This window comes from Xanthomonas sp. NCPPB 2586 (genome assembly GCF_041475775.2).
Lineage (GTDB): Bacteria > Pseudomonadota > Gammaproteobacteria > Xanthomonadales > Xanthomonadaceae > Xanthomonas > Xanthomonas campestris.
The window spans coordinates 490,721-513,294 of record NZ_CM192981.1 but is presented as its reverse complement, the minus strand read 5'-3'; the positions used below and the strand labels follow the sequence as shown (position 1 = coordinate 513,294).

The following is a 22,574-nucleotide window of genomic DNA, read 5'->3' as shown; positions in this document are numbered from 1 at the left end:
CGGGAATCGGGAATCGGGAATCGGGAATCGGGAATCGAAAGAGTGCGCGTCGCCGGCGCTTGGTGCTGAAGATCGGCTCGGACTGGAAGCCTGACTGGCGCGGCAGCAGCGCAGGCACCGCCAAGCACCGGCGGGCTCTGCCATGCCGCTTGCAGTCGCGCCCGGCGGTCCTTCACTGCTGAAAAAGCCAGCTCTCTCCACGGGTCCAGTCGCAGCCACTGCGCCGGTGTCACCGTATCGTCAACCTAGGTCTGCAAATTCATGCAGAATCGAACAGCGCTGCCGGCCAGGGACGTGGCCGGACCAGGGGAGCGCTCCACGTCTCAAGGATCAGGGGACTCTCATCTCATGCAAGTGTTGCAGCGTCGTGCAGCCTTATTCGTCTGTGCGCTGGCGTTTGCCGGCCACGCCAGCGCCGAAGTTGTCATCAGCCAGGTCTACGGCGGTGGCGGCAACAGTGGCGCCACCCTCCGCAGCGATTTCATCGAGCTGCATAACACCGGCACCACCACGGTCAGCCTGGACGGCTGGTCGGTGCAATACGCCTCGGCCGCCGGCAGCAGCTGGCAGACCACGCCATTGGCGGGCACGGTGCCGGCCGGTGGCTATTACCTGATCAAACAGGCCGATGGCAGCGGCGGCAGCGTTGCGCTGCCCACGCCCGATGCCACCGGCACGCTGACCATGAGCGGCACTGCCGGCAAGGTGGCGTTGCGCAACAGCACCGCCGCGCTGAGCGGCACCTGCCCCACCGAATACGCTGATCTGGTCGGCTACGGCAGCAATGCCAGCTGCGCCGAAGGCAACGCGCCCGCCCCGGCGCCCAGCAACACGCTGGCGGTGCTGCTTGGCGGCGAAGGCTGCAGCGACACCAACAACAACGCCGCCGATTTCGCCGCTGGCGCCCCGGCCCCGCGCAATGCCGCCAGCGGCGCACGGCTGTGCAGCGGTGGCGGCCAGCCGATCGCCACGCTGGCCGATGTCAGCCAGGCCGAAGGCAATGCCGGCAGCCGCAGCGTCGTGTTCACGCTGAGCTTGAGCCAGCCGGCCGGTGCCGGTGGCGTGCGCTTCACCGCCGCCACCGCCAATGGCACCGCCATGGCCGGCAGCGACTACGTGGCCCTGCCCGCCACCAGCGTGCAGATCGCCGCAGGCGAGCGCACTGCCACCGTCGCGGTAGAGGGGCTGGGTGACACCACGCCCGAACCCGATGAAACCTTCACCCTGCAGATCAGCGGCCTCACCGGCGCGCTGCCGGCTACGCTGAGCGCCACCGGCACCATCGTCAACGACGATTTCCAGCTGCTGCCGATCCACGCCATCCAGGGCAAGGGCGCACGCTCGCCGCTGGAAAGCCAGGTAGTGGCGACCTCCGGGGTCGTCACTGCGCGCCGCAGCGCCGGTTTCTTCCTGCAGGCGCCCACGGCCGAAGCCGATGCCGACCCGGCCACCTCCGAAGGCGTCTACGTCTATACCGGCAGCGCCCCGCCGGACACCGCCGCCATCGGCAACCGGGTGCGCGTGCAGGGCACGGTGATCGAATACGTGCCCACCGCCGACCCGACCCAGCCGCCGCTGACCGAAATTGGCGGCGCCCTGACCGTGCTGCTGGATTCCACCGGCAACGCGCTGCCTGAGCCCGTGCTGCTGAGCGCGGCCCTGCCCAACCCGAATGGCGCCTTTGATCAGCTCGAAGCGTTGGAAGGCATGCGCGTGGCGGCGCCCAGCCTCACCGTCAATGCGCCCACCGGCGGCAACGTCAACGAGACCACCGCCACCGCCACCAGCAACGGCGTTTTCCATGCCGTGGTCAGCGAATTGCCGCGCGCCTTCCGCGAGCCCGGCGTGCAACTGCCCGACCCCTTGCCGGCCGGCTCGCCGGCGGGCGTGCCGCGCTGGAACACCAATCCGGAAGTGATCGCCGTCGGCAGTGCCGGTGTGGGCGCCGAGCGCCTGGATCTGGCCGCCGGCTGCCGCGTGTTAAACGTCGTCGGCCCGCTGGATTACAGCTTCCGCCGCTACACGCTGTACCCGGAACGCACCCCGCAGGTGAGCTGCAACGGTGCCGACCAGCCGCGTCCGGCGCCGCGGCCGCAAGCTGACGACGTGGCCGTGGCCACTTACAACATGGAGCGCTTCTTCGACGACCAGAACGACCCGGCGATCGGCGAGCCGGTACTCACCCCGGCCGCGTTCCAGGCCCGCCTCAACAAGGCCTCGCTGGCGATCCGCAACTATCTGCACACGCCCGACATCCTGGGCACGGTGGAAGTGGAAAACATCAGCGTGCTGCAGACCCTGGCCGACCGCATCAACGCCGACGCCGTGGCCGCCGGCCAGCAGGATCCCAAGTACGTGGCGTATCTGCAGGAAGGCAATGACGTTGGCGGCATCGACGTCGGCTTCCTGGTCAAGACCGCCGAGGTCAGCGGCGGTGTACCGCGCGTCGAAGTGGTTTCGGTGGCGCAGGAAGGCAAGGCCACCACCTGGACCGAACCGGGCGGCGCGGTGAGCCTGCTCAACGACCGCCCGCCGCTGGTGCTCAGCACCCGCGTGCATCAGGCCGACGGCCGCGTGCTGCCGCTGACCGCCATCGTGGTGCATCAGCGCTCGCTCAACGGCGCCGAAACCGATGACGCCGCCGGCACCCGCATCCGTGCCAAGCGCCAGGCGCAGGCCAGCTACCTGGCGCGTTTGCTGCAGGCGCGCCAGCAGCTGGATCCGGCCGAACGCGTGCTGGTGATGGGCGACTTCAACGCGTTCGAGTTCAACGATGGCTATGTGGACGCAATGGGCACGGTCACCGGCAAGCCGGCAGCGGATGCGCAGACGGTGGTCAGCGGTGATGGCATCGATCTGGTCGACCCGGACTACACCGACCTGACCTGGTTCAACACACCGGACCAGAGTTACTCCTACGCGTTCGATGGCAACGTGCAGTCGCTGGACCACATCCTGGCCAACGACGCCTTGATGCGCGCATCCAACATCGCCTCGTTGTCGGTGGGCCATGCACGCATCAATGCCGACTTCCCCGGCACCGCGCGCAACGATGCCAATACGCCCACCCGCCTGTCCGATCACGATCCCACCGTGGTGCTGTTGCGCATGACGCCGCAGGTGAATGCAGACATGCGCGTGGCGGTCACTGCAGCACGTGATCAGGTGCTCGAAGGCGAGCGCATCGACTACACCGTGGATGTGGAAAACGGCGGTCCGGATCGGGCACCGTTCACAGCGCTCGCGCTGGTGTTCGACCTCCCGGTGCAAGCCCGCATCACCGCGCCCGCCGGTTGGATCTGCCAAAACCTAACCAATGCCACGCAGACCACGTTCACCTGCAACATCCCGCTCCTGGCCGCCGGCAACGCGCAGAGCTTCACCGTGCAGCTGGATGCCGGTGCAGACCTGGCGGGCCGCACGCTCACCCTGGCCGCCTCGGTCGCCTCGCAATCGCCCGACCCGCAGCCGGACAACAACACCGACACCGCCAAGGTGGCCGTGCAGGCCCGGTTGCGCAGCGATCTGGCGGTGCGTCTGGAAGGCCCCGCCAGCCTGCCGACCACCGCCTTCAACGCCAGCTATCGCGTGCTGGTGGACAACCGCGGCAACGCACCGGCAACCGGCGTCAGCGTGCGCGTGGAGGGCAACACGCTGTCTGCGCTGTCGCTGCTGGTGCCCCCACGCGGCTGGCGCTGCGACAAGCAGCTGCAGTCGCTGCGCAGTGCGGTGTTCGTCTGCACCACTGCGACTGCGCTGCAGCCCGGTGCGCAGACCGCCTTCCAGCTGACCGTGGCGACCAAGCCGATCCCGGCCGAACGCGCGGTGCAGGTGCAGGCCACGGCCAGCTCCAGTTCACCGGATGCGAACCCGGCCGACAACGCTGCGCGGATCAGCACCCCGATCGGAGGCGGCGCCGGGCGGCGTTGATCGCACTGCAACACGTCGCAGTTTTCAACTGTGGCAAAGGGCGCGGCCTGGTCCGCGCCCTTTTTTTTGTGCAACCCAGCATCATTGTGTGCTGCGGTGCAGGACAGCTTTTTGCTTCGCCGTCCTTAACATCGCAACTCATATCATTTGAAACTTCTTGATGAAGGTGTCGCCGCAATGAGCGTAGCCGCGCAGTTCGAAATCGAATATCTGCAATACATGGACGCGGACGGCCAACTGGTCCGCGACGATCTGCCGGCCGACGCCGCCAACCCGCAACAGTTGCTCGCCCTGTTCAAGCGCATGCTGTTCGTGCGCACCTTCGACAGCAAGTCGATCGCGCTGCAGCGCACCGGCAAGCTCGGCACCTACGCCGCCAGCCTGGGCCACGAGGCCACCCATGTGGGCATCGGTGCCTCGATGCGCAGCGGCGATGTGTTCGCGCCCAGCTACCGTGAATACGGCACCATGTTCGAACGCGGCGTGCGTCCACGCGATGTGCTGCTGTACTGGGGCGGCGACGAGCGCGGCAGCGACTACCCGCGCGATGCCGATGCGGCGATCGACTTCCCGATCTGCGTGCCGATCTCCACCCAATGCCTGCACGCGGCCGGCTCGGCGCTGTCGTTCAAGCTGCAGGGCAAGGCGCAGGTGGCGGTGGCGTGCTGCGGCGATGGCGGCAGCTCCAAGACCGACTTCTACGCCGCGCTCAACTCGGCCGGTGCTTACAAGCTGCCGCTGATCCTGTGCGTGATCAACAACGGCTGGGCGATCTCGGTGCCGCGCTCGGCGCAGACCGGTGCGCAGACGCTGGCACAGAAGGGCCTGGCCGGCGGCCTGCATTGCCTGCAGGTGGACGGTAACGACCTCATCGCCGTGCTCGAAGCCATGCGCCAGGCACGTGCGCGCGCCCTGGCCGGCGATGGCGGCACCGTGATCGAATTCCTCACCTATCGCCTCACCGACCACACCACCGCCGACGACGCTCGCCGCTACCGTGGCGAGGACGAAGTGAAGCAGGCCTGGGCACGCGAACCGATGCTGCGCCTGCGCCGCTATCTCACCGCGCAAGGTCTGTGGGACGAGGCGCAGGAAGAAGCCTGGAAGGCCGAGTGCGGCGCGCGCATCGACGAAGAGGTCAATGCGTACCTCAATACCCCGGTGCAGCCGGTGGAAGCGATGTTCGATTATCTGTACGGCGACCCGCCGGCCGAACTGCTGGCCCAGCGCGCCGAGGTCATCGCCCTGGAGGCCCGTCATGGATGAGCTCAACCACGCACAGCTCGCCGGCTCACAGCAGGCCAGTGCCCCTTACAACGCCGCTGCCACGCGCGGAGAGATTGCCATGAGTTCGCCCATCACCCTGATCGAAGCCATCACCCAGGCGCTGGCCTGGGAGCTGGAACACGACCCCGCGGTGCTGGTGCTGGGCGAGGACGTGGGCGTCAACGGCGGCGTGTTCCGCGCCACCGCCGGCCTGCAGCAACGCTTCGGCAGCGCGCGCGTGCTCGACACCCCGCTGGATGAAACCACCATCGCCGGGCTGAGCGTCGGCCTGGCCGCGCAAGGCATGAAGCCGGTGGCCGAAGCGCAGTTCGACGGCTTCGTGTATCCCATGGTCGATCACCTGATCTGCCACGCCGCACGCCTGCGCAACCGCACCCGTGGCCGCCTGCATTGCCCGATGGTGCTGCGCGTGCCGTGGGGCGGCGGCATCCGCGCACCGGAACATCACAGCGAGGCCAACGAAGCCATCTTCACCAATGTGCCCGGTTTGCGTGTGGTGCTGCCGTCCTCGCCGCAGCGTGCCTACGGCCTGTTGCTGGCCGCGATCCGCGACCCGGATCCGGTGATCTACATGGAGCCCAAGCGCATCTACCGCCAGTACAAGGAAGTGGTGGCCAATGACGGCGAAGCGCTGCCGCTGGATGTCTGCTTCGTGCTGCGCGACGGCACCGACGTCACCCTGGTGACCTGGGGCGCGCAGGTGAAGGAAGCGCTGGAAGCAGCCGACAAACTGGCCAGCGAAGGCATCAGCGCCGAAGTCATCGACGTGGCCACGCTGCGCCCGCTGGATTTCGACACCATTGCCGAATCGGTGGCCAAGACCGGCCGCTGCGTGATCGTGCAGGAAGCCCCGCGCACTGCCGGTTTCGGTGCGGAGATTGCTGCGCAGCTTGCCGAAAAATCGATGTATGACCTGCTCGCCCCGGTGGAACGGGTGACCGGCTACGACACGCACATCCCGCTGTTCCGGCTGGAGATGAAGTTCCTGCCCAGCGTGGAGCGCATCGTCACCGCCGCCCGCCGCGCGGTGGCTGCCGGCTGACATGCGCGCCCGCCTGCTTTGCGACTACCGCGCCGCCTACGCCAACCCGATCCGCTTCCATGCCGGCCAGCAGGTCGCCATTGGAGTGCGCGATGAAGAATGGCCGGCGTTTGCCTGGGTGAACACCGGCGAAGGCCATGCCGGCTGGGCGCCGGTGGCCTGGCTGCGCCCGCTGGGCGACGGTCTGGCCGAAGCGCTGCGTGATTACGATGCACGCGAGCTCGATGCCCACCAGGGCGAGCACGTGCTGCTGCATTACGAACACGGGGGTTGGTGGTGGTCCGAGCGTGCCGATGGCACGCAGGGCTGGCTGCCGGCCGCCGACCTCGAACTCCTCGACGACACCACGCCGCAGCTGCAGACGGCGCAAGAGAACCTGCCATGAGCGAAGCCAAGAATTTCCACCTGCCTGACCTGGGCGAAGGCCTGCCCGACGCCACCATCGTCGAGTGGTTCGTCAAGGAGGGCGACCCCGTACGCCTGGACGACCCGTTGGTGTCGATGGAGACCGCCAAGGCGGTGGTCGAAGTGCCCTCGCCGTTCTCCGGCACCGTGGTCAAGCTCGCCGGCGCGGCCGGCGATGTGATCACCACCGGTGCGGTGCTGGCGCAGTTCGCGCTGGATGCCTCGCAGCCGCAGCGTGCGAACGGCCAGGACACCGGCCACGGGCATGGCCATGGCGCGCCTGCCGCAGCGCCGACCCCGAGCACTGGCGAAAGCGCGGCCGGCCCCACCACCCGCGTGGTGGCCTCCGATGAGGGTGGCGAGATTGCCGATGCCGACAGCGACGGTGGCCGCGACGATGCGGGCACCGTGGTCGGCGCGATGCAGAGCTCCAACGCCGTGCAGAGCGAGCAGGCCATCGCCGTAGGCGGCGTGCGCGCCATGCCGGTGGTGCGCGCGCTCGCACGCAAGTTGCGCGTGGACCTGACCCAGGTGCGCGCCACCGGCCCGGATGGCACGGTGACGCTGGCGGACGTGAAGCAGGCGGCTGCGGCAGGCACGGCGCAGGCCGTGCGCGGCGCAGTGATCGCACCAATCGGCGGCGCAGCGGCGGCAAGCCTTGGCGGTGATCATGGGCAGCGCCCGGCCGCAGCCGGCACGACGTTGCCGCAGGCCAGCAACACCACGCGCACCGCCGACCAGGCGCGCTCCACGCTGTCGGCCAGCGGCAAGCCGATGCGCACGCAATCGCCGGGCACCCTGGTCAAGGGCCAGCCCGAACAGCTCAAGGGCGTGCGCCGCAACATGGCACGCGTGATGGCCGATGCGCACAGCAAGGTGGTGCCCACCACGCTCAACGACGACGCCGACCTGCACGCCTGGCAACCCGGCAACGACGTCACCGTGCGCCTGGTGCGCGGCATCGTGCGCGCCTGCCAGGCCGTGCCCGCGCTCAACGCCTGGTTCGACGGCGAGGCGCTGAGCCGCACGCTGCACCCGCAGGTGGACATCGGCATTGCGGTGGACACCGAAGAAGGCCTGTTCGTGCCGGCACTGCGCAACGCCGACATGCTGGACGCGCACGGCATCCGCGAAAGCATCAACCGCCTGCGCCAGCAAGTGGAAAGCCGCAGCATCGCCGCCTCCGAGCTGAGCGGCTACACCATCTCGCTGTCCAACTTCGGCATGTTTGCAGGCCGCTACGCCACACCGGTGGTGGTGCCGCCGTGCGTGGCGATCGTCGCCGCCGGCCGTGCGCGCTACCAGCTCACCCCGGTGATGGGCGGGGTGGAAACGCACAAGGTGATGCCGCTGTCGCTGACCTTCGACCACCGCGCCGCCACCGGCGGCGAAGCGGCGCGTTTCCTGCGCGCCTTGCTGGACGATCTGGCGTTGGCCAACTGAGCACTGTCTTTTTTGCCATGTAGCACGATGTGCGTCACCGTGACAGCGGCAACATTGGCCGCTGTCCGATGCACATGCTGCACCGGCCCGGAACACTCATTCACGCCGATGTGCGCCTTCATCCCGAGATACCACTGCTTGCCCTCTCGGCGTGATGCATCTCAGGGTCGCGCGCGTGATCGGCGCTTTTGGTCGAACCGGGCGCAGCGATCCGCGTCGCATCGACGATCGTCCCGGGACGTAGACTCTGGCCCTTGCGCCTCAGAGGCGCGTTGACCGCTTCCAGCAACACCATGGGCCTCCAGCAAGCGTCGAAAGTTGAGAATCGTGGTCTCGTCGAGAATGTCGTCCAACCCACCGAGCTGGGCAAATCGCCGCAAGGTCGGAATCTCGTGCAGCGCTTCTTCCCTCGCAGGATCGCTCAACGCATACCCCTGCTGCAGCAGATGATCCGCAATATCGTCGCCAGTGCGTAGGGCTGCCGCCCTGGCCGCCCCGACGCCGGATAGTGCGGCGCGATCAGCCCGAGCAGTTTCTGCCACGCAACGACCTGCTCCATCTCGGCCAGGAAGATCTCGTGCCGGGTCTGCTTGCGCTTGCCCAGGCTCTCGGTGTCACTGAACATCAGTTGCATGGATCACTCATCAACATGAGGCGGGCAATTTCGTGTATCTGTGGCGCCTTGTTCAGAGGCTCCTTAGCCAAACGCCTTATAACTCAGACCGCGCTGCAATATTGGAACGCGTATGCGACCGGGCCGACAATTTGTCGGCCCGGCTAAGACAGGTTTATCTTTAATTTCTAACCTTTATAACCATTATTTTTTAATAAGTCTTTGTATGCAGCATATAGTTTTGGATCTCTCTTAGTAGACCTCTTGACATCGCTGGGAAGACCTCGCGGATACGTAGCGTAGAGCTGGCCTGCTCTGTAACTAAGTGCAGTGTCATCACTCAGCACAATACCAGGCTTTCGATCCTCGCGAGGCAAATCGTGAACAGTGGGCTCCTCTGTCGAGAATCTGACATTTAAGAGCTCTCCACGCCGACGATGGCGACTACTCATGTGTTGCAGACCGCTGAACTGAGCAGACGGAGGTGGATTCGAAGGTTGTCCCTGCTGCGGTGGCGAGCTTTCTGGATTGCTTTCATGGGAGTAGTTATAGCTACTGCTTGATGCGCCACGAATCGGACTTGTCAGGTAAAAAAATCTCCACGATTAAGGCTTATTGCAGCGCCAATAAGAAATACAATTTTCACCTCAGTATGACGCCGCAACGTCAATATTCCTCCATGTTTAGATTCTTTTCTTTTTGCACCAGGAATATTTGTTGCGAGAAGCGAAATTTACAGATGATTGCATCAACTTAAGCAAAGGTGATATTCCACTCTTTGCAAATGGCGACCACCGCAAAAGAGTGTGCCACTCGGCGCATACATGCCATTGGCAAGCCGGCAGGCTGCCCACAGCCACGCTGACAAGTCGCGATGGCGACCACACCTTGAACGGATAAAGCGGCCTCGCTACATCCCTTTAACTGGAAAGCGCGTTATGTGCCTGCGTTGTCGCTTCTGCAACAACGCGTTTTTTCGGCGCCGACTGGCAGTAGCACCGTGCCGTCGCCCACGACTCTGCACTGGTGCATTTGCCTCTGCGCGCAGGAAGTCGCCTCTGCGCATGAAGTGGACCCTGCCGTCGGCAATCTTTGCTTCCATAACGTGATACCACCACTTTTAGAAACAAGAATTTCTACCTAGCATTCATCGCCAGTCAAACAACGCGCGCAGTTAGAACGTATTGCCCATAGGCGAAGCATTGCATCGTCCGTGTGCATCTCCGGAAGGTCTTCATCAATTCGGACCGCTTGAGCAACGCTGCGCTAGGGAAGGTCTGAACATTGAGTCCTGAGAGTGCGCGATGTCGCCTCGTTCCGGAGAGTCGCGCGTGGATCTTCAGATTTTTCGCCACTTCTGGCGCTTTCCGTGGGAAACACCCGGGTCACAGGCGCACGCTCCCCATAGCCTGACCCACCCCGGGAGACCGGGCCACGGCCAAGGCGAAGTCGCATTGGGCGCAGCACACCTCGGGTCGACACACCGGTTGTTGCCACTGCCGCTTGGCGGCGCCGTGGAGCGCCATGCGCGGCTAGCGCACCTGCACTTCGTTTCGGCATGCACGCCGTCGACAATGCGCGGATAATCGCGCGATGTCACTGAAAGCAGATTTGCTGTCGCTACAGCTACAGCCCGTGTTCGAGTCCGCGCTCGCCAGGGCCGGTGTGCGTACGCTCACGCCGATCCAGGTCGCGATGATTCCGCCGATGCTGGCCGGACGCGACCTGATCGCCACCGCGCAGACCGGCTCGGGCAAGACCCTGGCGTATGCCTTGCCGCTGCTGCAGCAGCGCCTGCAGGCGCCGGAACAGGCGCCGCGCGTGCTGGGCGGGCTGATCCTGGTACCGACACGTGAGCTGGTCGCGCAAGTCGCGCAGACCCTGCTGTCGCTGGCCGCCGCCTTGCCGCGACGACTGAAGATCGTCGCCGCCACCGGCGGTGAGGCCATCAACCCGCAACTGATAGCGCTGCGCGGTGGCGCGGACATCGTCATCGCCCCCCCGGGGCGGCTGCTGGACCTGGTGGCGCACAATGCACTGCGCTTGTCGCAGGTAAGGACGCTGGTGCTGGACGAGGCCGATCGCCTGCTGGACCTGGGCTTTGGCGCCGAGCTCGATCGCATCCTGGCCTTGCTGCCGGCGCAGCGGCAAAGCGTGCTGGTCTCGGCCACCTTCCCAGCCGCCATCGCGTCGCTGGCCAAGCGTCGCCTGCGCGATCCGTTGCGCATCACCCTCGGCGCCACGCCCGAACAGGCACCGGCGATCGCGCAACGCGCCATCGCAGTGGATGCCGGCCAACGTACGCAGCTGCTGCGCCACCTGCTGCTGGAACACGGATGGCCGCAACTGCTGGTCTTCGTCGCCAGCCGCCACGGCGCCGACAAGGTTGCCGAGAAACTGAGCAAGACCGGCATCGCCGCCTTGCCGCTGCACGGCGAATTGAGCCAGGGCCGCCGCGAACGCACGCTGCGCGCCTTCAAACAGGCGGACGTGCAGGTGCTGGTGGCCACCGACCTGGCCGGGCGCGGCATCGACATCGACGCCTTGCCGGCCGTGCTCAATTACGACCTGCCCCGCTCCACTGTCGACTACACCCACCGCATCGGCCGCACCGCACGCGCCGGTGCCAGCGGCGTGGCGATCAGCTTCGTCACGGCAGACAGCGCCCAGCAGTGGCGGCTGATCGAAAAACGCCAGGGCCTGCGCGTGCCGACCAGCGTGATCGAAGGGTTCGAGCCAACTCCGGTCCAGGCGCCTGCCCCCGACCATGCGTCCGGCGCAGCGGCGCGTGCAGCGGATGACAACGGCGGCATCAAGGGCAAGCGGCCGAGCAAGAAGGACAAATTACGTGCCGCGGCGCAGGCGCAGGCTGGCAAGCCGGGCTGAAAGTAGCGAACGTACCGGCGCGAGCAGTCCTAGCACCGGTGCGTGATGACTGCGCCCACACCGCCGCACTGCAGCGCGGGCTGGCCTGGCAACCGCCGGCCTTGGTAACCGAACGCGCACAGCATGCGTAAGCCGCAACCGCCCAGCAAAAACGCGCTGGCGCAACAGCGTCGGCCAGCCACGGCCCGCTCGAACCGCTGCGTCCGAGCGGTAAGTGTCCGCTACCAAGCACCAGGAGGGTTGGCCGATGGCAGCGTCCCCGTCGCTTCGCCAATAAGGACGCTCGCCAGCGTCAAGTCACCGCAGGCCTCCTGCACCCCTGCCAGTTGCCATCCGCAACGCGCGAGGCCTGGCTCGTCCATGCGATGCGGTCGACAATCCGCCAGCAACTGCTCGTCCCGCAGCGGTGCGCCGCCGACGGGACGACGATCACACCTCAATCCTGCTCGAAATCCAGTTCGCCATCACCGAACGCATGATCGTTCTGCGCGCGTGGCGTGCGCTTGCCCGGCTTGCGCAGGATTTCGACGAAGAACTGCTCGCCACCGTCGGCGACGAGTGCGTTGATCGAGCGGATCAGCTCGGCCGGCGGCAGTGCCACGGCACTGGCTTCATCCACACCGAAGCGCATCTCGAAGTCCCAGTAGTCCGCGCCAGCCGGCAGCTCCTTGCGGCGCTCGCGGCGGATGTACTTGCGGATATCGTGCTTGCTGGATTCCAGCAGACGATCGCGGTTCTTGCCTTCGAGGTTGAGCTGGTAGGTCTTGCGCATGGCGACATCGGTGGTGGGGACTGGCCGCCTATTGTGAGGCCAAGGCGGCATCCTCGGTGAATCCAGCATCAAGTGGTGCTGCAGAACCGCCAAATGGCGGCATGCGCGCCTGGACTGACGCAATCGCGCCGTACGGCCCAACCCCTGCGTTCCCGGCCGCATCGACACCCTGACGCATCTCACCGCAGCCCGAGCTGCTTGCGCAGGCTGCCGTCCACCGCGCTGGCGGGCAGGAACCGGCGCAGCTTGCTCAGCAGCGATGCCTGCCCGGCGGGTGTGCGGCGCATGCGCCACCTGCCCAGCGCCGCCTCCACCACGGTGGCGGCCACGCCATGCGGTTCCGGCGCGGTGTCGATACTGTGCGTGACTGCCCGCGCCACCACGCCACGCTCGCGGTCGTAATCGGCAATGGTGGCCTGAACCACCGGCGAATTGCTGCCCAGGCTGGTTTTCGTATACGCAGGCTCCACCAGCGTCACGCGAATGCCGAATTGACGCAGTTCGTGATCCAGCGTTTCCGACAGCCCTTCCACCGCATGTTTGGAGGCGGCATACACGCCCATGTACGGCGCCGGCAGGAACCCCAGCACCGAGCTGACATTGACGATGCGGCCCTGGCCGCGTGCACGCATGTGCGGCAGCACGGCCTGCACGGTGCGCAGGATGCCGAGTAGGTTGATGTCGAATAATGCGGCCGCTTCGTCGACGCTGGTTTCTTCAATGGCACCGACAAGATTGGTGCCTGCGTTGTTGACCAGCACATCGATGCGGCCCGCGCGGGCGACGATGCCATCGACCGCACGCTGCACCGATGCGGCATCGCGGATATCCATTTCCACCAGCTCCACGGCCGTCAACGGTGTGGCACCGGCCAGGTGACGCACGCTGCCGTAAACGAGGCAGCCGGCTCGGGCGAAGTGTTCTGCGGCGGCACGGCCAATGCCGGACGACACGCCCGTGATCAGCACAACGGTCTGCTGTTGCATTGCGGTTCCTTCAATCAAGAGAAAGACATCGGCGATACGCGTGCGGCCTGCAGGGCATGCGTTCGGAAGGTGGTGACGATGGCGCACGACATTGCGCTGCGACGGCACTGTGGCCACGGTCGCAGAAGTGCTTCATGCAGGCCGGGCAATGTCCGGTGCGTTATTCCCTTTGCCGGGATCGGGCCGGATCTTGAACCAGATCGAATACATCGCCGGCAGGAACACCAGGGTCAACACGGTGCCGGCCAACGTGCCACCGATCAGCGTGTAGGCCAAGGTGCCCCAGAACACGGAATGGGTGAGTGGAATGAATGCCAGGATCGCCGCCAGTGCCGTCAGAATCACCGGACGCGCACGCTGCACGGTGGCTTCCACCAACGCATGGAACGGATCCAGACCCTCGGCTTCGTTGTGATGGATCTGTCCGATCAGGATCAGCGTGTTGCGCATCAGGATGCCCGACAGCGCAATCAATCCCACCAGCGCATTGATGCCGAACGGCTGCTGGAACAGGATCAAGGTCGGCACCACGCCGATCAGGCCGAGCGGGCTGGTCAGAAACACCATCACCATCGCCGAGATCGAGCGCACCTGCAGGATGATGATGAGCAACGTGGCCGCCAGCATGATGGGGAACAGCGGCAGCATCGCGGCGGTGGCCTTGCCGGACTCCTCGATGGAGCCGGCCTCCTTGATCTGATATCCGCTGGGCAGTTTGTCGATGATCGGCTGCAGCTGCCTGGTGATCGCAGCCGAGACATCCGGCGGCTGCAGCGTGTCGTCGACATCGCCGCCCACCGTGATGGTCGGCACGCGATCGCGGCGCCGCATGACCGGCTCTTCCATGCGCACATCCACCTTACCTACCTGCGACAGCGGGACGCGTTGGCCGTTGCCGCCGGCCAGGGTGAAGTCGGCGATGCGTGCCGGATCCAGACGAGTATCGCCGGCCGACCGCGCCACCACCTGCACACTGCGGATATCCTCGCGCACCAGCGTGATCGGCACGCCGCTGAGCAGGAACTGCAACTGCTGGGCGACCGCGGCCGAGGTCAGCCCCACCGCCTGCAAGCGATCCTGGTCCAGGCTGAAATGCAGGGTCGGTGTGCGCACGCCCCAGTCGGTATTGACGGTGCGCAGCATCGGGCTGTCCTGCATCACCTGCATGACTTGCGCAGCGATGCCGCGCAGCACCGTCGGGTCCGGGCCGCTCACCCGGTAGGCGACCGGAAACTTCGAATACGGGCCGAAGGTCAATTGCGTCACGCGCACGCGCGCTTCCGGTGCCAGGCCTTGCGCGATCGCCTCACGCAAGCGCAGCTTCAGCGCATCGCGCTCGTGCTGGTCGTCGGTGCGCACCACGATCTTGGCGAACGAGGGGTCCGGCAGTTCCGGACCCATCGCCAGGAAAAAGCGCGGCGCGCCCTGACCGATGTAGGCGGTCACGATCTTTGCTTCCTTCTGCTTGGACAGCCAGGCTTCCACCTTGGCGGCCGCCGTGCTGGTCTGGTTGATCGAGGTGCCGTACGGCAGCTGCACTTCCACCAGCACTTCGGGCCGGTCGGAGATCGGGAAGAACTGCTTCTTGACCATGCCCATGCCCACGACCGCCAGCACGAACAGCCCCACCACGGACCCTGCGACCAGCCACTTGCGGGCAATGACGCGACCCAGCGCCTGGCGGAAGCGGTTGTAGCGCGGCGTGTTGTAAATCGCTGCGTGGCCGCCTTCGACTTTCTTCAGGTCGGGAAGCATCTTCGCGCCCAGATACGGCGTGAACACCACCGCCACCACCCACGACACGATCAACGCAATGCCCACGATCCAGAACATGTTGCTGGTGTATTCGCCGGCCGTGGACGCAGCAAATCCGTTCGGCATGAAGCCCACCGCGGTGACCAGGGTGCCGGACAACATCGGTGCGGCGGTGTGGCTCCAGGCATACGCCGAGGCGGCAACGCGGCTATAGCCTTCTTCCATTTTCACCACCATCATCTCGATGGCGATGATGGCGTCGTCGACCAGCAAGCCCAGCGCCAGGATCAGCGAGCCCAGCGTGATTCGGTCGAAATTCTTGCCAGTCGCCAGCATCACCACGAACACTGCTGCCAGCGTCAGCGGCACGGCTGCCGCCACCACGATGCCCACGCGCCAGCCCATGCTGACGAAGCACACCAGCATCACCACCAGCAACGCGACGAAAAACTTGGTCATGAACTCGCCGACCGACGCATCGATGTTGACGGCCTGGTCGGTGACCTTGCTCAGACGCATGCCCAGCGGCAGTTCGGCATTGATCGCCCCCACTTCGGCGTCGAGCGATTTGCCCAGATCCAGGCCATTCCAGCCATCGCGCATGATGATGCCCAGCAACAACGCCGGTTCGCCGCCGCTGCGGATCATGAAGGTGGACGGATCTTCGTAGCCGCGTTTGACGGTGGCGATATCGGACAATTTCAGCGTGCGGCCCTGCACGACCAACGGGGTGTCGCGGATCTTCTGCAGGCTATCGAGCGCACCATCCAGGCGAATGAACACCTGTGGCCCGCGCGTTTCCACCGAGCCGGCCGCATTCAACGCGTTTTGCGCGTTGAGTGCGGCAAACACGTCCTGCGGACTGACCCCCAGCGTGGCCAGACGCTCATGCGAGAACTCGACAAAGATGCGCTCGGGTTGCTCGCCGATGATGTTGACCTTCTTGACGCCCGGCACGTGCAGGATGCGCTGGCGCAGGGTCTCGGCATCGCGTGCCAGCAAGCGCTGCGGCTCGCCCTTTGCCTTGAGCGCGAACAGCGCAGAGGTGACGTCGGCATATTCGTCGTTGATCAGCGGCCCGATCACGCCGGCCGGCAAGTTGGCCACTTCATCGCCGGCCTTCTTGCGCGCCTGATAGAACTGCTCCTGCACCTCCCCAGGCGGGGTACTGTCCATCAAGGTCAGCGTCGTAAACGCAAGACCCGGGCGCGTGTAGGTTTCGGTACGGTCGTACCAGCGCAATTCCTGCATGCGCTTTTCGAGTTTCTCGGCCACCTGGTCCTGCATTTCCTGCGGCGTGGCACCGGGCCAGGCGGTCACGATCGTCATCACCTTGATGGTGAATGCCGGGTCCTCGGCACGACCGAGCTTGAGAAACGCCACCAGGCCGGCCAGCGAGATCAGGAAGATCAGAAACAGCGTGATGGAGCGCTCGCGCACGGCAAGCGCCGAGAGATTGAACCGGCCCTCGCTCACGGCTGCGCTCCTGCCGCCTTGGCGGTGCTGCCAGCAGTGGCCGCGCTGCTACCGGCCACGCCTTCGCCGGCAATGCGTACCTGCTCGCCTTCGCGCAACAGATGCGCCCCCAACGCCACGATGCGCTCGCCGCGTGCCAACTTGCCGGCCACGTTGGCGTGGTCATCGTCCAGGCCCAGCACCATCACCGGCCGCCAGCTCACCCTGGTCGGGTTGCCGGCAATCACCCACACGCCCGGCCCCTTGCCGGCGTCGAACAGCGCGGCCAGCGGTACCTGCAGGCCGGCCTGGTTCCCGGAGGCGGTGCCGCCGGGGACGCGCACGCTGACCGTGGTGCCGAGCGGTGCCTGTGCGAGCGCGCCGTCCAGCACATAGCGTGCCTCGAAGGTGCGGGTGAGCCGGTCGGCGCTCTCGGACAGCTGGCGCAAGGTGGCCGGCACGGTGACGGCGGCGTTGCCGAACAGCGTGGCTTGGGCCACCGAGCCGACCTGCGGGCGCAGGGTTTCCGGCAGCTGGATCACCGCTTCGCGCGGGCCGGCGTGCGCCAGCCGCACCACCGGCTGCCCGGCCGCAACCACCTGGCCCGGCTCGACCAGCGTTTCCATCACCACGCCGTCGGCGTCGGCCACCAGGTCGGTGTAGCGGTTGGCGTTGCGCGCCACATCGGCCTGCGCCTGCGCCGCGCTCGGCTGTGCCTTGGCGGCATCGGCGGCGGCCTTGATCTGGTCGTAGGCCGAGGCCGAAATGGCGCCGGTACCGCGCAGGTCGCGGTAGCGCGCTTCGTCCTCGCCTGCCTGCTGCGCCCGCGCCCGCGCGGCAGTCACCGCTTCCTGCTGCGCCTGGGCAGCGAGCTTGAGATCGACCGGATCGATCCGCAGCAGCGGCTGGCCGCGGGTTACCCGCTGCCCGGCATCGACCAGGCGCTCGGACACCTTGCCGGAGACGCGGAAGCCCAGGTCGCTCTGGACCCGCGCCGCCACCGTGCCGGAAAAGCTGCGCGCCGCCGAACTGGCGTCGCCCACCGTCGCCACCCGCACCAGCGGCGTAGCGGTGCGCGGATCAGGCGGGGTCTTGTCGCCACAGCCGGCCAACGCCAGCGGCAGCACACACAGCAGGGATGCAACAACAAGACGGCGCCGACGCATGCGAGTTCCAGTGGAGTTCAAGGATGGCTCGCATCTTGGTACTTGTGACCAAATCAGTCAATAGTCACGAACACATTAAGGCGACAGGCTGCGCAACACCAGCCCCGACAACAGCCCGGGAACCTCGTCGATAACGTCCAGGCTGTGCTGCATCAGCAACGGATTGGTGTACGGGCGGATCAGTACGTAGAGCGCCCGGGTGGCTTCATCCAGCGGGGTCTTGCGCTCGAAATCGCCGCCCTGGCGGCCCTGTTGCAGGATCTCCTGCAGCAGCGTCTGCACCCGCTCTTCGTAGGCCACCACCGACTGCCAGCGCTCGGTAGCCGCCGAGGCGGCAATCTCATACAGCTTGCGATCCTGGAAGAACAGCCGGAGGCTCGCCTCCACGATCACCTTGAACATCCGGCGTAATTTCTCCGGTGGCGAGTCGGTTTCGTCCACGGCGGCGCGCACCTCGTCCTCGATCTGGCGCAGGCAGTTGCTGCAGATCATCTCGCCGATGGCCTGCTTGGATTCGAAGAACTTGTAGATGTACGCCTTGGAGAAACCGATGGATTTGGCCAGGTCCGAGACGGCGGTCTTCTCGTACCCGTAGCGGCTGAAATGCTCGGTGGCGGCGTTGACGATCTGGTCGCGCACGTCATGGTCGGCCGGGCCGCGGCCCGACACGGGGTAACTGGATGCTTTGCTCATGCGCACAGCTTAACGCTCCGACGCAGGACATACAAAAGTGACCGATTCGCATTATAGTCACCACACTTCCACTGCCGGACCGGCCCCGCCATGCCCTTCTTTGCGCACCCTCACCGTGCTGCTTGCCGCCAGCCTTGCCGGCTGCGCGGTCGGCCCCGAGTACGCTCGCCCCGACGCCCCTCTGCCGGACCGTTACTTGGCCCAGGACGCCGCCGAGCAGCGCAGTGCCGCTGCCCCGGTCGATCTGTCGCGCTGGTGGGCCGGCTTTGGCGACCCGGCCCTGGACCGGTATGTCACAGCGGCGCTGGCGCAGAACCTGGACCTGGCCCAGGCCGCCGCGCGCGTGACCCAGGCGCGCGCGGGGCTGGGCGCGGCCAACGCCGCCCTGCTGCCCTCCGGAAGCATCAATGGCCAGGCCACCCGCGCCTACCAGTCGCTGGAAACCCCGTTGGGGCAGGTGCTGCGCAACACCCCTGACTTCGACCGCTATGCCAGCGTCTACGAAGCCACCGCCAATGCCAGCTGGGAGATCGATGTGTTCGGCGGGCTGCGCCGTGGCCGCCAGGCGGCACTGGCCGATTACCAGGCCAGCGCTGCCGGTGCTGCCGCCACGCGGTTGGCGGTGGCGGCGCAGACCGCCGACACCTACATCAGCATCCGCGGCCTGCAGGCACGGCTGGCGGTGGCCCAGCGCCAGGTCGCCACCCAACAGCAGCTGCCCGCCATGGTGACGCTGCTGCAGGGCAAGGGCCTGGCAGCCGACCTGCAGGTGCATCAGGCGCAGGGCGCGCTGACCCAGGCCCAGGCCGGCGTGCCCGCGCTGGAAACCGCGCTGACCGCCGCGATGAACGCCCTGGACGTGATGCTGGGCGCCACGCCCGGCACCCACCGGGCCGAGCTGGCGGCCAGCACGCCGATCCCGACCGCCCCGCAGGTGACCGGCGCCGCCTCGCCGGGGGACCTGTTGCGGCGGCGGCCGGACCTGATCGTGGCCGAGCGCCGGCTGGCCGCGGCCAACGCGCGCATCGGCGTGGCCATGGCCGAGTACTACCCCAAATTCTCGCTGAGTGGATTGATCGGCAGTGCCACCGCCATCTCCGGCGCCAACCTGTTCACCGGCGACGCCGCGCAATCGGCCGGCGTGCTCGGGCTGCGCTGGCGGCTGTTCGATTTCGGCCGCATCAACGCGCAGATCGCACAGGCCAAGGGCCAGGAAGCCGAACAGCTGGCCGCCTATCGGCTTGCCGTGCTCCGCGCTACCGAAGATGTGGAAAACGCGCTCACCGCGCTGGTCAAACGCGAGCAGCAGGCCACCGTGCTGGCACAAGGCGTGGACGCGCTGGGCAAGGCACGCGGCGCCTCCGCCGCAGCCTACGAGAAGGGCGTGGTCAGCCTGATCGAAGTCCTCAACGCCGACGACGCCTTGCTGCGCACCTCCGATGCGCAACTGCAGGCGCAGACCGAGGCGGCCCGCAGCGCGGTAGCCGCGTTCAAGGCGCTGGGCGGCGGCTGGGAGAGCACGCCCGCCACCGCAGTGGCGGTGCAGGAACCCGCGCAGCACTGAGGGTGTGCGTTCGGTCACGGGCCGTGCAGGGCGACAGCGCTGCCGGTGACTGCGGCTGTGGTTGCGTGCAGGCTGAAGCTGCAGCGTGGCAGCGTGGTAGCGGAGCACGCGTTAGCGGTCGTGCTCCGTGCGCGGCGCAAAGGCGCCTGCTTGCAGCAGTTCACCAAACCAGCGCGCCTTTTTAGCAGCACGCGCGAGCGCTTCAATCCGCGTGGAAACGCGCACCCTCATTGAACGCGCACTGATACGCCAGTACCGGGCCGCGCTGCTGCAGACCGGGCAGGTCGTACATGTAAGTGGTGAAACGCACGCTGCCATCCGGGCGCAGCTGATAACGCATGAACTGCTGGATCGGCTTGCCGTCGTTGGCCACGGTGAAGTGCGCGCCGGAGAAGGCCACGTTGCCGTCGTCGGTGATGCGATACGCATCGATATGGCGGCCGCCACGCGTGCGGCTCACCGGCGTGCCCTCTTCCGGTGTGCAGCGGCTCAGGTCCGTGCTCACGCTGACGTCGTAGCCGGCTTACAGTGCGGCAAGCACGTCGGTGCGGCTGTTGAGGGTTTCACTGGCGAGGGCGGGCAGCGCGCAGGCGCACAGCGCGGCGGTCACGGCGATAGATGCGGGACGAAACATGGCAAGCTCCAGGCAGACAGGGGAATGAAGCGGCCTGGACTCTAGGCAATCCAGGGCCCACAACGTGACCCAGTGCTGTCTGCAGCAGTGCAGTGCGCTACGCATCACGCGGCATGTTTGCGCTGTTTGGCGACGGCTGCGCAGAAGTGCGCAACCGATCCACATCGCCGGCTATACCCATGCGCGCAGAGGCTGTGCATGCGTTGCGAGCCTACTGACGACTGCCATGCCCACCCTTGCCGCATCGCACCGCTGTCATGACTGCCAACAGTGATCCGCCTGACATCTCACTGCACGCGCGTGGCGGCAGCCGGCCCACACCTTATGGCCTTGCGTTGACCTCGCGCGGTGTGGCGTCGGGTTGCGGCTGTAACGCAGGCGTTGCGCCCTGCAGCAAGCGCTCGGCCAACGCGCGCGTGGCCACACGCAATTCCGGCACCGCAGTGATTTCCCAATAGCGCCCGCGCAGCAGCGGCCCCACGCAATACAGCCCCGGCACCACCTGGCCGGCGCCATCGCGCACGCGCAGTTGCGGGTCGGTATCCACGCCCAGGCCAAGCGGATCTGCCCGCAGCAAGCCGGCTTCGCGCATGCCGGCGATCAAGGGGTCGCTGGTGCGGTCGATGTCGGTATCCAGCCCGGTGGCGCGCACCACCGCATCGAAACGGCGGGTCTGCGCATCGGCGCCCCCGCGTGGACGGATCACCGCTTCCACACCGTCCGGCACCCAGCGCGCACGCAACAACCGCGCCGCCACCACCTGCAGCTGCCCGCTGTCTTGTAGCTGCGCCAATTGGTCGGCCGCACCTGGTGCCACGCGGTGCCGCGCCACTTCCCAATACGGGCGCAAATGGCGCAAAAAGCGCGCGCGTTGGCCCAGCTCCAAACGTTGCCAGAGCGGCTGCAGATGCGGGCGCAACGCATCCACCACGCGCCGCCAATCGTCCACCACCACGCTCAGTTGGCGCACGCCACGCAACAGGGCACGCAGATCGGCATCCTTGATGGCCCGTTGCAGATGCGGCGGTAGCTCCAATGCCGCACTCGGCTGGCGCAGATGCGCCTGCGGTGCCAGGCCGCGCCGCGAGATCGCCAGCAGGCGGCCGCGGTGGCCACGTGCGTGCAAGCTCAGCGCCACGTCCACCATGGTCAGGCCGGTACCAACGATCAGCACGTCATCGTCGGGGGACAACCGCGACAACGCATCGCCCTGCCACGGCCAGCCGATGTAGCGCGGGTGCACGCTCAAACGCGGCCCGATGCCGGCCAGTGCCTGCGGCTGCAACGCGCCCACCGCGAGCACCACCTGGTCGGTCTGGAACGCATCGCCATTGGCCAGGAACACACGAAAACCCCGCCGCGCGCGCTCCACCGCCACCGCTTCCTGCGACAACCGCACGATCGACGCCTGCGCCGCGCCGACTGCCGTATCCAGCTCGCTACGCAGATAGTCGCCATAGGCCAGCCGCGGCAGAAATTCCAGCCGTCCCGATTCGTCCAGGTGCAGCGTGTCGGCAAAGGCTGCCGGTGCCTGGGCATCGATGCCCAGGTCCTTGGCACGCACGTTGAGCAGATGCTCCGGCCGTGCAGCGCCGTAGGCGATGCCGCTGCCGAAGGTCTCGGCCACACCCACCAGCGTGATGCGTACTTGCGCGTCGGCGCCCTGCGCCAATGCGCGCACCAGCGCACTGCCGCAGAAGCCGGCGCCGATGACCGTGATGTGGGTTTCCATGTGCAGTTCCCGCTCGAAGACCTGCACGTTGTGCCCGCAGCGCTGCGGCGGTGTGTAAACAAATGGTTAGCGGCGCGCATGCGGTTGCGCATGAGCACATGCCGCATGGTGATGAGGATTGCGCTGCGCGGGTCACGCGCGACGGGTTGCATTCAGATGACAGCGGGCACGGCCTGGGAAAGGTGCTGCGTCATGCCGCGCCAATCGCAGT

Annotated in this window: 13 protein-coding genes and 2 pseudogenes; 7 read left to right on the top strand and 8 right to left on the bottom strand. The window is 66.6% G+C overall.

Annotated elements, in window-relative coordinates; translation table 11 throughout:
- Positions 1-348 precede the first annotated feature (348 nt).
- The 5 genes from ACCQ09_RS02180 to ACCQ09_RS02160 all read left to right on the top strand — a co-directional run bounded on the left by ACCQ09_RS02180 (position 349) and on the right by ACCQ09_RS02160 (position 8,107).
- Positions 349-3,930 carry a lamin tail domain-containing protein gene (locus ACCQ09_RS02180; RefSeq protein ID WP_228428415.1) on the top strand — a complete coding sequence of 1,194 codons (3,582 nt, stop codon included), beginning with the start codon at positions 349-351 and terminating at the stop codon, positions 3,928-3,930.
- Positions 3,931-4,107: 177 nt separating this feature from the next.
- The gene (gene pdhA / locus ACCQ09_RS02175) at positions 4,108-5,196 is read left to right on the top strand and encodes a pyruvate dehydrogenase (acetyl-transferring) E1 component subunit alpha (protein WP_014509244.1); all 1,089 of its coding nucleotides are present in this window, start codon (positions 4,108-4,110) and stop codon (positions 5,194-5,196) included.
- Positions 5,189-6,259: an alpha-ketoacid dehydrogenase subunit beta gene (locus ACCQ09_RS02170; RefSeq protein ID WP_012437174.1), complete on the top strand. Its 1,071-nt coding sequence runs from the start codon at positions 5,189-5,191 to the stop codon at positions 6,257-6,259. The genes pdhA and ACCQ09_RS02170 overlap by 8 nt, the downstream gene beginning before the upstream one ends.
- 1 nt (position 6,260) lies before the next feature.
- Positions 6,261-6,644 (top strand): SH3 domain-containing protein, encoded by a 384-nt coding sequence (locus ACCQ09_RS02165; protein WP_040940478.1) that lies wholly within the window; start codon positions 6,261-6,263, stop codon positions 6,642-6,644.
- Positions 6,641-8,107 (top strand): dihydrolipoamide acetyltransferase family protein, encoded by a 1,467-nt coding sequence (locus ACCQ09_RS02160; RefSeq protein ID WP_228428416.1) that lies wholly within the window; start codon positions 6,641-6,643, stop codon positions 8,105-8,107. Before ACCQ09_RS02165 ends, ACCQ09_RS02160 begins: the two co-directional genes overlap by 4 nt.
- Positions 8,108-8,109: 2 nt before the next feature.
- Here the strand turns inward: ACCQ09_RS02160 and ACCQ09_RS02155 are convergent.
- A pseudogene (locus ACCQ09_RS02155) lies at positions 8,110-8,741 on the bottom strand (IS5 family transposase); the annotation flags it as partial.
- A 1,572-nt stretch (positions 8,742-10,313) separates the two neighbouring features.
- On the opposite strand from ACCQ09_RS02155, the gene ACCQ09_RS02150 reads away from it, so the two are divergent.
- Positions 10,314-11,606, top strand: coding sequence for a DEAD/DEAH box helicase (locus ACCQ09_RS02150; RefSeq protein ID WP_043921996.1), 1,293 nt, complete (start codon positions 10,314-10,316; stop codon positions 11,604-11,606).
- 436 nt (positions 11,607-12,042) lie between these two features.
- Here ACCQ09_RS02150 and ACCQ09_RS02145 read toward each other — a convergent pair whose 3' ends face one another.
- From ACCQ09_RS02145 to ACCQ09_RS02125, 5 genes are all read right to left on the bottom strand, one after another.
- Positions 12,043-12,378 (bottom strand): DUF6172 family protein, encoded by a 336-nt coding sequence (locus ACCQ09_RS02145; RefSeq protein WP_014509250.1) that lies wholly within the window; start codon positions 12,376-12,378, stop codon positions 12,043-12,045.
- 179 nt (positions 12,379-12,557) lie between these two features.
- Positions 12,558-13,481, bottom strand: coding sequence for an oxidoreductase (locus tag ACCQ09_RS02140; RefSeq protein WP_209261063.1), 924 nt, complete (start codon positions 13,479-13,481; stop codon positions 12,558-12,560).
- Between the two features lie 15 nt (positions 13,482-13,496).
- Complete coding sequence (locus tag ACCQ09_RS02135; protein ID WP_040940474.1) at positions 13,497-16,595, bottom strand: efflux RND transporter permease subunit; 3,099 nt, start codon at positions 16,593-16,595, stop codon at positions 13,497-13,499.
- A complete protein-coding gene (locus tag ACCQ09_RS02130; protein WP_228428417.1) occupies positions 16,592-17,740 on the bottom strand; it encodes an efflux RND transporter periplasmic adaptor subunit in 1,149 nt (382 codons plus the stop codon). The genes ACCQ09_RS02135 and ACCQ09_RS02130 overlap by 4 nt, the downstream gene beginning before the upstream one ends.
- 75 nt (positions 17,741-17,815) lie before the next feature.
- Positions 17,816-18,433, bottom strand: a complete 618-nt coding sequence (locus ACCQ09_RS02125) for a TetR/AcrR family transcriptional regulator (RefSeq protein WP_228428418.1) — start codon at positions 18,431-18,433, stop codon at positions 17,816-17,818.
- A gap of 100 nt (positions 18,434-18,533) precedes the next feature.
- On the opposite strand from ACCQ09_RS02125, the gene ACCQ09_RS02120 reads away from it, so the two are divergent.
- A complete protein-coding gene (locus ACCQ09_RS02120; RefSeq protein ID WP_228428419.1) occupies positions 18,534-19,997 on the top strand; it encodes an efflux transporter outer membrane subunit in 1,464 nt (487 codons plus the stop codon).
- Between the two features lie 202 nt (positions 19,998-20,199).
- Here ACCQ09_RS02120 and ACCQ09_RS02115 read toward each other — a convergent pair.
- Together ACCQ09_RS02115 and ACCQ09_RS02110 are read right to left on the bottom strand one after the other, a co-directional pair.
- Positions 20,200-20,631 (bottom strand): annotated as a pseudogene (locus ACCQ09_RS02115) (VirK family protein).
- 322 nt (positions 20,632-20,953) lie between these two features.
- A complete protein-coding gene (locus tag ACCQ09_RS02110; RefSeq protein ID WP_040940470.1) occupies positions 20,954-22,363 on the bottom strand; it encodes an FAD/NAD(P)-binding protein in 1,410 nt (469 codons plus the stop codon).
- Positions 22,364-22,574 lie beyond the last annotated feature (211 nt).